Raw genomic sequence first — 12980 nt, 5'->3', positions numbered from 1 at the left:
GTCGTCCTCCGCGAAAGCGGGGGACCCAGTACTCCGCGGCGGTGGTGAGACTGCGCGCAATAACTACGGTCTCTGGAATACTGGGTCGTCCGGTCAAGCCGGACGATGACAGTGGTGGCTTACTCCCCCCACTCCCGCGCCATCTTGGCCAGGGCACAGCCTTCGCAATAGCGGGCGTCCTTGAAGTCGATCCAGTTGTGCGCATAGACGCGATCGAGCGGAATGCCGTAACGCGCGCGCAGCACCTTTACCAGAATTCGCCACGCCGCGACTTGCGCATCCGTCGGGCCCCGCGTCACATCAGGATAGTTGCCGGCGAATTCGACGCCGACCGAATTGCTGCCGATCACCTGGCGATAGGTCGGGCCGTTGTCGATGTACTTGTTGTCGTTGCGGTTGGCGCCGTCGCCATGCGTCGGAACGAGATGTTCGCCGACCGCCCAGTACACCGTGCCGTCGGTTTCGACCCAGACCATCACGCCGCGCCGCGTCGGGTTCTTCGATTGCGCCAGCGCGCCGCCGCGCGCGGAGCCCACCGGTCCCTCGGTCTGATGCACGATGATGTTGCGCCAGGGATGGGCCTTTGCGAGATCGCCCCATGGCGCCAGCCAGACCATCTTCAAGCCGGGAATATCTGGCGTGCCCGACGAACGCGCGATCGCGGCGAGGTCGGGCGATTGCGCGGAGGCGCAGGCAGGAAGTGAGACAGCGAACAGTGCCGCCGCAACGAGGCGAAAATTCATGACCGAGGTCCAGTGCCGAACCTTAGTAGCACGCCTCAGGCCCGCTTGCGGAGAGCCACCTCCGCTTCCGTTTCGGCTTCAGGCACCAGCGGCGGCGCCGGATCGTAGACGGCAAAGCCGTTCCGGCCGGCCTTCTTGACGTCGTACAGCGCGTGGTCGGCGGCGGCGATCAGGCGATCGGGGAAGCCGCCCATCTCGCGGGTCCATTGTGCGACGCCGATCGACACGGCGATCGGAATGTCGTTGCCGGTGCATTGTTCGGCGTCCGCGCGGCAGACCTCCAGCACGCGGCGCGCAATCATCGCGCCCTCGCGCAGCGTCGAGGACGGCAACACGATGCAGAATTCGTCACCGCCGGTGCGTGCCAGCATGTCGCCAGGCCGCAGCCTGGTTTGCGCCATCAGGGTGAAATGCTGCAGGCAGGCGTCGCCCGCGGCGTGACCATAGGTGTCGTTGATGCCCTTGAAGCCGTCGAGATCGATCACCAACAGCGCGAAGGGCTGACCGCTGCGTTCGGAGCGCGCGCATTCTTCCGTGAGCCGCTGCACCAGATGACGACGATTGCCGACGCCGGTAAGGTCGTCGAGCAGCGCCAGATCCGCGACTTCGTTGCGCAACCGATCCATCGCCATCAGCAGGAAGCCGAAATTCAGCGACATCGACAGGAACACCAGCACCAGGATGACGACCGACTGCGCCGGACTGACATGCATGTAGGAGAAGCCGCCGCCCATGCCGGTCACCGCGGCGAACAGCCGGGCCGCGAAAATCGCCATGATGACGATGGTGACGATGCCGGCCAGCCGGGCGCCCGGATTGGCGCGGCCGTCATGCCGGCTGAGCAGCAGTTTCAGGCCCAGCGCCATCGGCAGCGTCTGCGCGATCGTGAAGACGGTCATCCGCGCCGGTATGCTGTCGTAGACGAAAATGAAAAAGGACAGACCGACAAACGCAAGGCCTGACGTCAACGCGGTGTGAAGCCACGAAACGGGCCGGGTGAAGAATTTCTGAATTCCCATCGTGGCAAGGCAGATCGCCAGTACCAGCGCGGTGCCGGCGAACAGCAACGGCACGAGAGAATCCGGGAAGACTACGCGCAGCATCGCCATCGCAGCGCCCGCCGCCGCGACGAATGCCGAGCCGGTCCAGAACCGCGCGGCCTCGAACGACGGATAGCATCGCATGACGTAGGCCCAGATCAGGCCCAGCGCGAGAAAATTGATGACGAACACCGTCCACAGCGTCGGAACGCTCAGCATCGCGAACTCAGGACGCGCGCGCGTCCCGTCTCCCCTGTTGTCTAACGACTGCTCAAGACCTGCGCGCCTCGAGGCGTCCCCACGACGAACTCCGTCGTCTTACGGGACAAAATGCATCTGCGCCGCTTAACGGACCCTGACCGCCGCCGGCCAATCCAAACCGTGGTTTTGAATTGATGAAGATCGCGCGCGTTCGGACATCGTTAAGCATGATGCGCGCGCATGCGAGCGGCAGCGGCGATGCTCGTTTCGGCAAAAAATCGCATCAAAACGCATAACAACTGTGGATAACATGATGACACCGCCATGACGGCACGCGGCAGCGGCCTGCGAATCTGCTGGGATCGTGTGCGAGGATGTTGCGAGGCTGGCCCTCCGCCAAGCATGCCTCGGTGTCGCGTTTCAATCCATGAAAACCTTGAGAGGATACTATGGCTAAGAAAGCGAAGAAGGCGAAGAAGGCGAAGGCCAAGAAGGCCAAGAAGTCGAAGAAGAAGTGAATTTCAGCCCGGGTGGAGTGCTCAGCTCCGCCCGGGCTCCCAACTCCGGGCTAGTTTTGGAGAATGGCGGGCCGCGGGTCCGCCTTTTTATTTGCGGCGGCGAACTCAATACGGATCGCGTTGCTGCGCCTGCAATGACGGTCGCGCGAAAAAATCTACCGCTCCGCAAGCGCCAGCTTCGCCCCGAGCGCGGCAAATCCCGCCGCAAAGCTGCGGCGCAGCCAGGCCATCACCTTCGGCCGGGTGATGACGCGGTCGCGCATCGCGGCCGCGAACAGGCCGTAGAGCGCGAACACCGCAAACGTCATCGCCATGAAGGCCGCGCTCAATTCCAGCATCCGCGCCAGCGGATGCGGCTCGTCGAGCGCGACGAATTGCGGCAGGAAGGCCAGGAAGAAGATCGAGAGCTTTGGATTGAGGATGTTGACCAGGACGGCGGTGACGATGACGCGCCGGCTGGAGCGCGCCTTCGCGGCCGGGCGCGTGTCGATGGCAAGCGCGCCCGTCTCGCGCAACGCCTGCCAGGCCATGTAAAGCAGATACGCCACGCCGCACCATTTCAGCGCGGCAAAAGCCAGAGCACTGGTGTGCAGCACGGCGGCGAGCCCGAGCATGGCGGCCAGCATATGCGGCACGATGCCGAGGGTGCAGCCGAAGGCTGCCGCGATGCCCGGCCGTGCGCCCAGCGTCAGCGCCACCGCCAGCGTGTACAGCACGCCGGTGCCGGGGGAAGCGACCACGATCAGCGAGGTCAACAGGAACGACAGGGTCATGCCCTGCCATTAACACGATGGCATCGGGCGCGAAAGCAGGGCGGCGGCGCTCACGGGCGCGGTTCGCCGCCGTGCTCTCGTGCATAGACCATGCGCTCCGCCTCGCGGATCACGTCGAGCGGCGCCCAGGGCTTGGCCCAAAACTGCACGCCGTCGGGCAATTCCTGATGCAGCGGCTTGCCCGAGGTGACGATCACGCCCATCTCGGGATTGTACTTCCGGGCGATGTGCGCGAGTTCGACGCCATCCATGTTGCCGGCAAGCTGCACGTCCGTCATCATCAAGACCAGACTGCCGGCAGCGCGCTCCAGCACCAGCTCAGCGGCCTCGGCGCTCTCGCATTCGATGACATCGACCTCACTCTCCTCCAGCAGCAGGCAGATCATGTTCCGCTGCATCGGGTCGTCCTCGACGATCAGGGCCGTTGCGCGATGGGGTTTGGATTGTCCCATGTGAGCCTCCTCTCAGAATCGCGTCGGCTGGCGATGCCGCCCCTCTGTCGGGTATTCGACACTAAGCGCGGAAACCGCTTTATGGTTCGGTTCCAATTTGCGAAAGTTTGCAGGAACCCACCTATCCCCGACCTGCAAGGAGTTCGATCCGACATGACCGCGATATCTGGAAGTGCGGCCGCCGTGACCGGCGCCGCCAGCGGCATCGGCCGTGCGCTGGCGCTGGAACTGGCCGCGCGCGGCTGCGATCTCGCGCTCGCCGACCGCGACGAGGCCGGGCTGCAGCAGGTGGCCGCCGAGATCGGAAAAGCGAACAAGCGCAAGGTAACGATCCACCGCGTCGATGTCGGCGAGCCCGCCCAGATCCAGGAATTTGCCAACGCGGCAATCGCCGCGCATCCGGAACTGAACATCGTCATCAACAATGCCGGCGTCGCGCTGCTCGGCGCCTTCAACGAGGTCGACCAGGCGCAGATGGAATGGCTGATCAACATCAATTTCTGGGGCGTGGTGCACGGCACACGCGCCTTCCTGCCGCATCTTTCGACGAGGCCGGAGGCGCATATCGTCAACCTCTCCTCGATCTTCGGCATCGTCGCCCCGCCGGGCCAGACCGCCTATTGCGCCGCCAAGTTCGCGGTGCGCGGATTTTCGGAAAGCCTGCGGCATGAGCTTGCGATGGCGAACAGCCCGGTGAAGCTCTCGGTGGTGCATCCCGGCGGTGTCCTGACCAACATCGTGCGCAACTCCCGCACCGGCAGCGGCATCGCCGACAATGCGCGCCGCGCCGAATCGATCGAGCGTTTCGATGCGATCGCCAGGACCACGCCGCCGGCCGCGGCGCAACGCATCATTCTCGGCATCGAGAAAAACCAGCCGCGCATTCTGATCGGCAACGACGCAAAGTTCATGGACCTCTTGCAGCGGTTTCGCCCGGCGACCTATTGGGCGGTGTTGGCGAAGCGGATCGGGAAGATGGGCGCGCAGGCGGGTAAGTGATTTCATTTGTGAGTGACACTGTCGACGCTCAAAGCTGTCATCCCCGCGAAGGCGGGGATCCAGTACGCCGCGGCTTATCGGCTCTATCACTATCGTCTCTGGAATACTGGGTCACCCGCCTTCGCGGGTGACGACAAGCGGAATCAACGCCCCACCAGCCGGTCCGCAAAATACCCAATCGTCTTGCGGTAGATCGTCGCCCTGTTCCACTCGCGCATGGCTTCGAAATTCGCAGTGCCTTCGCCGTATGGCGCGCCGGCCTTGAAGCCTGACACATGCAGCAGGTTCGCGGTGGAGGCGAGCACGTCGGGCACGCTGTGGCGCAGGTCGACATGGCCGTTGCCGTCGAAATCGACGCCGTACTTGATGTAGGACGACGGCAAAAATTGCGTCTGGCCGATCTCACCGGCGAAGGCGCCGATCAAATCGCGCAGCGGGAGATCGCCGCGCTGCACGATCTTCAGCGCGGCCAGCAATTCGCCCTGAAACAATTCGGTGCGGCGGCAATCATGGGCCATGGTCATCAGCGTGCGGATCACCGGCATCTTGCCGATGTCGCCCTTGCCGTAATCGCTCTCCAGCCCCCAGATCGCGACGATGATCTGCGGCGGCACACCGAACTTCTGCTCGATGCGCGCCAGCAGTGACGCGTGCCTCAGCAGCATCTGGCGCCCGATGTTGATGCGTCCGGGGCCGACGCGGGTGGAGACATATTGCTCGAACGTCTTGTTGAAAGTGCCGCGCTGGCGGCGGTCGAAAACGAGCACCGCCGGATCCTGCGTGATGCCGGCAAAGGCCTGGCCGATCACCGCTTGCGAGACGCCGGCGGCCTGCGCCTCCGCCGCCATCGCCGAAACGAAGGTGTTGAAATCGCCGCCACAGCGGGCGGCGTAAGTGGGGGTGGAGAAGATGACGGCACCGAGAAAAATGGCCCAACGAAATATGCGCATGCGAATCCCTTGTTCATTCCCGCGTCCGTTATGCCATGGGAAAACGGCGGGCGGCAGGAGCTTGTGGTGTTCTCGTCATGGCCGGGCTTGTCCCGGCCATCCACGTCTTTGGCGCCCCAAGGAAGAGAAGACGTGGATGCCCGGGACAAGCCCGGGCATGACGACGGAGAGAACTAGCGGCCTCCCCTATTCCCCACCATCAATCTGGCGGCCCATCAGCGCGATCGCCTTCTGATAGACGCCGGCGGCATTCCAGGCCTGGATGGCGGCGAAATTCGGCTCGCCCGGCTGATAGCCGGCGCCCGCGCGCCAGCCATGCGCCCGCAAAAAGTTCGCGGTCGACATCAGCGCGTTGGCCGAGTTTTCGAGATTGCCGGTACCGTAAGCCAAAATGGCTTTTGGCATGAACTGCGTCTGGCCGACTTCGCCATGCATCGAGCCGCGCTGGCTGGCAGGGAGCGCGCCGCGATCGATCAATTGCAGAGCCGCGTAGAGGTGCTCGGTGAAATAGGCCGAGCGCCGGCAGTCATAGGCGAGCGTCGCGATCGAGGCGAGCATGTTCTGATTGCCGCGCTGGCTGCCGAACCCCGTTTCCATGCCCCAGATCGCGATGAGCGGCCCCGGCGGCACGCCGTAGCGCTGCTGAATGGAAGAGAACAGAGCGGCTTGCGATTGCTTCAGCGAGCGCCCGCGCGAGACGATGGTCGTTGCGCCGCGCTTGGCGAGAAACTGGTCGAGCGAGAGATTGAAGCTGCGCTGGCCGCGGTCGGCATTGATGGTCGCCTGCGCGTAGTTCGTCGCCATCAGGGCCTGGATGGTCGATGCGCCGATGCCCTTGGCGCGGGCCTCGCCGGCGAATTCCTGTTTCCAGGCGGCGTAGCCGGCGGCCGAGCTGCCGCATTGGGCGGCGTGGGCGTAGGAGCTTAGGGATGCGAACAATGCGACGGTGGCGCTGAAAGCAAATGCGATACGGAGCATGGAAGGACCGTTCCTAAGAGAGCACTGCAAGTACGCATCGGTTTCTAGCACGTCCTCAGCCGCGCTTCGAGAGTTGCGGCAGATGCATGGGCAGAATCTGCTAACCCCTGGCCTCTCGAAACGGCCATGATTGCGACTATTTTGAATCGATCGATATGCTGGCCGTTCCTTAAACCACCGCGTCGAATTGGTGGCGCCGTAGCTGGAACACGTGGCCCGACGCCCGCCTTGGCCCTCACAAGGACAATGGCAATGACCAGGTCCAGTGGCTTCAAAGTCGGAATGGGAATTGCGATCGCCGCGCTCACGGCAATCGCGAACGCGGCCGCCCAAGCGCCAACGCTTTCCGTCGACCCTTCACGATTGCCGCGTCTCGGCACCGTCGACGCCCGCTTTCAATCGTACAATGTGGAGATGGTCGAGGTCACCGGCGGACGGTTCTGGAAACCTTACAAAGCGAGTGCCTCGGCGCCATCTGCTCGGGGCGCCGATAACGCCGAAAATATCCCGGCGGGCGCGAACCCCGATCGCTACGCGTATCGGGCACCTATCGACCTGTCGAACCGCCGGCTGCGCATATTGGCCGCTGCGCTGGCCCCAGCCTACCTGCGCGTCAGCGGCACCTGGGCCAATAGCACCTACTTTGCTGAAAACGATGCGACGCCGCCGACGCCGCCTGATGGCTTCCGCGCGGTGCTGAGCCGCGAGCGCTGGAAAGGCGTCATCGACTTTGCCCGCGCCGTCAGCGCAGAGATCGTGACGTCGATGGCCATAAGCCCCGGTGTCCGGGACGCAGCAGGCCGATGGCAGAGCGATCAGGCGCGTCGGCTGTTCGCCTACACCAGATCCGTCGGTGGCAGAATTGCCGCCGCCGAGTTCATGAACGAACCGACGCTGGCCGCCATGGGGCGCGCGCCGAAAGGATACGATGCGGCAGCATACGGGCGGGACTTCAAAGCCTTTGTTGCGTACATCAGGGCCAGCGAACCGGATGTGATCGTTCTCGGCCCCGGTTCGATCGGCGAGACGACAGCGTCGCAATCACCCCCGCAATCCAGCTCCGATTTTCTTCGTACGCGGGATCTGCTTGCCGCATCCGGCCCCGGCATCGATGCTTTTTCCTATCATCACTACGGCGCCCTTTCGCAACGATGCTCCGGGATTCCGGGTCAAACCACGGAGAAGGCCGCGCTTTCGGAAAGCTGGCTAGCGAGCACGGAGCAAACGCTCGCGTTCTACCGCTCGCTGAGGGACGAGTTTGCGCCTGACAAGCCGATGTGGCTGACCGAAACCGCCGAGGCAGCCTGCGGCGGCAATCCCTGGGCTTCCACTTTCCTCGATACGTTCCGATATCTCGATCAACTGGGCCGCCTTGCCAGGGCGGGCGTCCAGATGGTGGCGCACAACACACTGGCTGCCAGCGACTACGGCCTGCTTGACGAGACGACGTTGCGGCCGCGGCCAAACTACTGGGCGGCGCTGCTTTGGCGCAGGCTGATGGGCACGACCGTTCTCGACGCCGGCGTGCACGATGGCGTGCACCTCTACGCGCATTGCCGGCGAGGCATGCGTGGCGCCGTCACGCTGCTGGCCATCAATACGGACAGGACGAGCGCCGCAATGCTGCGGTTGCCCGCGGCCAGCGAGCGTTACACGCTGTCGGCGGATCATCTGCAAAGCGCCGGCGTGAAGCTGAATGGAACGGTTTTGGAGCTCGGCCCGAATGACGATCTTCCGCAGGTCTCGGCGGTGACATCGCCGCCGGGTGTGGTCGAGATCGCGCCGGCCACGATTGCTTTTCTCACGGTTGAAGGTGCTGGAAATCCGGCATGCGGTTGAGTTTCCCGGATTCCGGTTTGCAGATTTCACTCAGACGAGCGGGCTTCAATCCACGCGTAGCCGAAGGCAGAGCATGGCGCTCGCCAGCGCTGAAACGCCTAGCAGCACGAGCACGCCGGATAATCCGCTCAGCGCGAACACGATGCCGCCGAAGGTTACCCCGACCGTTCCGCCGAGAAAGCTGCACGAATTGAGCATGCCGGAGCCCTTCCCCGCCTGCAGCGGTGGCAGTGTCGCAAGTCCGAGCCGCGGCGCCGATGCGTAGACAAGTGCTATCCCTGCGCCGGCGACAAACAGGCCGGGCATCAGCAGCGCGAACTTTGCGTTCGTCTGAAACGACAACCAGATGATGGCGCAGCCGACGGCGAGGAGCAGCGATCCGCCTGTCAGCATGCGCCGCATACCGATCCTCGTTGCAATCAAGGGAGCCGCGCGCGCGAAGGCAAACAGCGCAATCGAGAGCGGCACAAGGGAAAGGCCCGCCGCTACGGCGGACATGCCAAGCCCATCAGCGGCCTGCGCAAAGAGGTTGTAGTAAAGCAGCAGCGTCATGATGTCGAACATCACGAGAAACAAGAGGCCGGCGGCAATCGCGAAATTCCGGTTCGCGAACAGGCCGAAGTCGACCAGCGGCTGAGGGCGCCGCATCTCCGTCCGCAGCAATAGAGGAAACGCGATCGCCGCCAGCACAAGCGGGACGATGGCAGACAACGGGTTGGTGCGGACATGCGCCAACGCCTGCAATCCCGATATCAACGTCACCATGAAGAGTGCGAGAAGGCCAAGTCCGACCCAGTCCATCGAAATCGCGCGCCGGCCGCCGGCGCCGGGATGCCGCAGCAGCATCAGGCCGGCGGGCACCATCGCAATGACGTTCAGCCAGAAGATGAAGCGCCAGCCCGCGTAATGCGTCACGGCTCCGCCGACGAGCGGCCCGATGCTGAAGCCGAGCATCAGAAAGCCGGTCCAGGCGCCGATCGCCTCGGGGCGCCGCTCGTCAGGTGCGGCTTCGGTCACCGCCGCAAGCGTGCCGGCCACCGCAAACGCGGCTCCCAGCCCTTGCAGCGCCCGCGCGCCGACCACCACGAAGCCGACCGGCGCCAGCGCGATGAGCAGCGACGCAAGTGCGAACACGGCGATGCCGGCAATCGAGGACCTTCGCGCGCCGAGCTGATCCGCCGCGCCGCCGCCGACAATGATGAAGATGGCGGCGGTCAGGAGATAGGCATTGACCACCCATTCGAGCTCCGCCGGACCAAGCTGCAGGCTGCCCTTCATGTCGGGAAGCGCCGCCATGATCGCCGTGCTGTTGTCGCCCACCGCCAGCATGGCAAGGCAGCAGGCCATCAGCACCGGCTTGAGGTTGCTCTTCGCGTGGGAGGTTGCCAGCATCACCACCACCCCTTCCGTTCGTTCCGGGCGAACAGTATGCCGGCAAAGCGGTCATAGATAAATCGCGTCCACGCCGTCTCGCAAGGCAGGCCGGCGCGCAGCGAGGATGATTGACAGCGGCGCCTCTATCGAGGACAAGCCGCGCATGCCAAAGAAACCCGGGACCAATCCCAAGGGCGAGTTCGCCTTTTTCAATGTCGTCTATGAGGACGACTCGCAGCGCTCCAACCGGCGCGTGCCTGCCGAATTGCTCGGCGGGCTCGACGGCGACGAGCCGGCGCGCGGCTACATCATGGAGCAGGACCGCGAGATCGCCGAGAAGTCCGGCCGCCCGCAGCTCAAGATCAAGAGCATCAGCCGGGTCGGCGCGAAGAAGAAGTAGCCTCGCAGGCAAGGTCCGGTTGCATCAACCAACGTCGCGATCGGCAGAGAGCGGTGTTGTCCACTTGCTCAATGACCAGCGGAGCAAGCGGCACCCCTCTCCCTAACCCTCTCCCGCAAGGGGAGAGGGAACCCTGCCGCCGATGCGTCCCTGACGCCAGGGATGGCCATGACGCAATGTGAAGCAAGGCCGTAATGCAATGTGAGGCGAGCACGCTGGCAGGACTCCTCCCCCCTTGCGGGGGAGGGTTGGGGAGAGGGGTGGCCCCGGGCGCTGGCGTGAAAAATTTGCTGCGAGCTAGCTAAACAAAAACGGCGGGCTTTTGCCCGCCGCTGTTGTTTCGATGGATGCCCGGGTCCCGTCTTCGCCGAGGCTTCGCCGGGCAAGCAAGCCCGGCAATGACAGGCAGTACTAGTTATCCAAAAAGCTCCGCAGCTTCCGGCTTCTTGACGGGTGCTTCAGCTTGCGCAGCGCCTTGGCTTCGATCTGGCGGATGCGCTCGCGGGTCACGCTGAACTGCTGGCCGACTTCTTCCAGCGTGTGGTCGGTGTTCATGCCGATGCCGAAGCGCATGCGGAGCACGCGTTCTTCGCGTGGGGTGAGCGAGGCCAGGACCCGCGTGGTGGTTTCGCGCAAATTGGACTGGATCGCCGCATCGATCGGGAGGATCGCGTTCTTGTCCTCGATGAAATCGCCGAGGTGTGAGTCTTCCTCGTCGCCGACAGGCGTTTCGAGCGAGAGCGGCTCTTTTGCGATCTTCAGGACCTTGCGAACCTTCTCCAGGGGCATGCCGAGCTTTTCGGCGAGCTCTTCCGGGGTCGGCTCGCGGCCGATCTCGTTGAGCATCTGGCGGCTCGTGCGCACGATCTTGTTGATGGTCTCGATCATGTGCACGGGGATGCGGATGGTGCGGGCCTGGTCGGCGATCGAGCGCGTGATCGCCTGCCGGATCCACCACGTGGCGTAGGTCGAGAACTTGTAGCCGCGGCGATACTCGAATTTATCGACCGCCTTCATCAACCCGATGTTGCCTTCCTGGATCAGGTCGAGGAACTGCAGGCCGCGGTTGGTGTACTTCTTGGCGATCGAGATCACGAGACGCAGGTTGGCCTCGACCATTTCCTTCTTGGCCTGGCGCGCCTCGCGCTCGCCCTTCTGCACGCCGTGCACGATCTTGCGGAATTCGCCGATCTCAAGCCCCGTCAACGCCGCCAGCGACTGGATCTCGTGGCGCAGCTCCTTGATGCGGTCCTTCTCGTGATGGACGAAATTCTTCCAGCCCTTGGCCGATAATTTCGAGACACGGTTGAGCCAGCGCGGATCGAGCTCCGAGCCCTGGTAGTTGCGCAAAAAGTCTTCGCGCGCGACGCCGTGGCTGTCGCCGAGGCGCAGCAGGCGGCCCTCGAACGAGACCAGCTTCTTGTTGATGTCGTAGAGCTGCTCGACGAGGCTGTCGATGCGGGCCTGGTTCAGCCGCAGCGACTTCACCTCGACGATGATCTCGTCCTTCAGCTTCTTGTACTTGCGCTCCTGCGAGGGCGAGAGCGACTCGCTCTGAAGCTGGTTGGCGATGTCCTGCTCCTGCAGGCGGCGCAGCTTCTTGTATTCGGAAGCGATCTTGTCGAAGGTCTCGACCACCTTCGGCTTCAGCTCGGCCTCGATCGCGGCCAGCGACATCTGGTTTTCGAACTCGTCGTCATCCATGTCGCCTTCGGCGGCAGCTTCCGCCGGATCCTTCTCCTCGGTTTCCGCATCGCCCGCGGGCGCTGTGCGGAACGGGGTCGGCGACGGGGGAGCAGCCGGCGGCGCGACATGCGCGGGCGCGGCTTCGCCGTTGGCGGCCTGGCCGTCGCCTGCGGGGGCGGCGATCATCGCCGGGTTCATGTTGTTCTTGGCGTCGGGGCCAGCATAGGTGGCTTCGAGATCAATGATGTCGCGAAGGAAGATCTTTCCTTCGTTGAGTTCATCGCGCCAGATGATGATGGCCTGGAAGGTCAAGGGGCTTTCGCAGAGACCCGCAATCATCGCCTCGCGGCCGGCCTCGATGCGCTTGGCGATCGCGATTTCGCCTTCGCGCGACAGCAATTCCACCGTGCCCATTTCGCGCAGATACATGCGGACGGGATCGTCGGTGCGCTCGCCGGGCTCGGATTTCTTGACCTCGGTGACAGCCTTCGCCGTGACCTCGACAAGCTCGTTGTCGGTGTCGTCGTCGGCTTCTTCCTTCTCGGCCTCCTCGTCGGCCTCCTCGGCCTCGGAGACGTTGATGCCCATGTCCGAGAGCATCGACATGATGTCCTCGATCTGTTCGGGCGAGGTGGTGTCGGACGGCAAGACTTCGTTGAGCTGATCGAAGGTCACGAAGCCGCGCTTCTTGGCCTGCTTGATCATCTTCTTGACCGCGGCATCGGACAGGTCGAGCAACGGCGACGGCGCGTCGGGGCTATCCTTCTCAGGGGCGTCCGCTGCCTTGTCGTCTTTTTCCTTGTCCTTAACCTGCAGCGTCTTTGCCTTGGTGGCCATTCATCAAGCTCCCGAAACGCGCTTCATGCGGGCGTGCGTCGCCGCCCGCGCTCTTCAACTCAATTCGTTCGAGATGACGTCGTTCGATCGTCACCTTGCTCTGTTCATTCGCCTTCGCATGATCGGTCGAAAGCGGCACCCGCTTTTCCGCACCATGGTTACGACGCGCAAAGGGCGGCGCAGACTATCG

Annotated in this window: 11 protein-coding genes; 3 read left to right on the top strand and 8 right to left on the bottom strand. The window is 63.8% G+C overall.

All coding sequences use genetic code 11. The annotated features are described in order from the left end of the window. Positions 1 to 119: 119 nt before the first annotated feature. From V1292_RS13050 to V1292_RS13035, 4 genes are all read right to left on the bottom strand, one after another. Positions 120 to 743, bottom strand: coding sequence for a peptidoglycan recognition protein family protein (locus V1292_RS13050; protein WP_334372985.1), 624 nt, complete (start codon positions 741 to 743; stop codon positions 120 to 122). Positions 744 to 778: 35 nt separating this feature from the next. Beyond that, complete coding sequence (locus V1292_RS13045) at positions 779 to 2002, bottom strand: GGDEF domain-containing protein (RefSeq protein WP_334372984.1); 1224 nt, start codon at positions 2000 to 2002, stop codon at positions 779 to 781. 655 nt (positions 2003 to 2657) lie between these two features. Then, a complete protein-coding gene (locus V1292_RS13040; protein WP_028350229.1) occupies positions 2658 to 3275 on the bottom strand; it encodes a LysE family translocator in 618 nt (205 codons plus the stop codon). Between the two features lie 50 nt (positions 3276 to 3325). Further along, on the bottom strand, positions 3326 to 3727 hold the full coding sequence (locus V1292_RS13035) for a response regulator (RefSeq protein ID WP_028350228.1): 402 nt from the start codon (positions 3725 to 3727) through the stop codon (positions 3326 to 3328). A 153-nt stretch (positions 3728 to 3880) separates the two neighbouring features. Between V1292_RS13035 and V1292_RS13030 the strand changes: the two genes are divergently transcribed. Further along, positions 3881 to 4726, top strand: a complete 846-nt coding sequence (locus V1292_RS13030) for an SDR family NAD(P)-dependent oxidoreductase (RefSeq protein ID WP_334372982.1) — start codon at positions 3881 to 3883, stop codon at positions 4724 to 4726. Positions 4727 to 4869: 143 nt separating this feature from the next. Here V1292_RS13030 and V1292_RS13025 read toward each other — a convergent pair whose 3' ends face one another. Together V1292_RS13025 and V1292_RS13020 are read right to left on the bottom strand one after the other, a co-directional pair. Beyond that, entirely contained in the window at positions 4870 to 5676 is an 807-nt protein-coding gene (locus tag V1292_RS13025) for a lytic murein transglycosylase (RefSeq protein WP_334372980.1), read from the bottom strand. Positions 5677 to 5862: 186 nt separating this feature from the next. After that, positions 5863 to 6654 carry a lytic murein transglycosylase gene (locus V1292_RS13020; protein ID WP_334372979.1) on the bottom strand — a complete coding sequence of 264 codons (792 nt, stop codon included), beginning with the start codon at positions 6652 to 6654 and terminating at the stop codon, positions 5863 to 5865. Positions 6655 to 6936: 282 nt separating this feature from the next. Here V1292_RS13020 and V1292_RS13015 point away from each other — a divergent pair, with 282 nt between their 5' ends. Continuing rightward, the gene (locus V1292_RS13015) at positions 6937 to 8493 is read left to right on the top strand and encodes a hypothetical protein (protein ID WP_334372977.1); all 1557 of its coding nucleotides are present in this window, start codon (positions 6937 to 6939) and stop codon (positions 8491 to 8493) included. 45 nt (positions 8494 to 8538) lie between these two features. Here the strand turns inward: V1292_RS13015 and V1292_RS13010 are convergent, their stop codons facing one another. Further along, on the bottom strand, positions 8539 to 9885 hold the full coding sequence (locus V1292_RS13010; RefSeq protein ID WP_334372976.1) for an MFS transporter: 1347 nt from the start codon (positions 9883 to 9885) through the stop codon (positions 8539 to 8541). A 145-nt stretch (positions 9886 to 10030) separates the two neighbouring features. Between V1292_RS13010 and V1292_RS13005 the strand changes: the two genes are divergently transcribed. Beyond that, positions 10031 to 10267 (top strand): hypothetical protein, encoded by a 237-nt coding sequence (locus tag V1292_RS13005; protein WP_028350223.1) that lies wholly within the window; start codon positions 10031 to 10033, stop codon positions 10265 to 10267. Positions 10268 to 10678: 411 nt separating this feature from the next. On the opposite strand, the gene rpoD is transcribed toward V1292_RS13005, so the two are convergent. Next, entirely contained in the window at positions 10679 to 12790 is a 2112-nt protein-coding gene (gene rpoD / locus V1292_RS13000; RefSeq protein ID WP_334372975.1) for an RNA polymerase sigma factor RpoD, read from the bottom strand. Positions 12791 to 12980: the final 190 nt, after the last annotated feature.

This window comes from Bradyrhizobium sp. AZCC 1719, from assembly GCF_036924525.1.
Lineage (GTDB): Bacteria > Pseudomonadota > Alphaproteobacteria > Rhizobiales > Xanthobacteraceae > Bradyrhizobium.
Note: the sequence above shows the minus strand (reverse complement) of the source record. Positions and strands in the feature narration are given on the sequence as shown.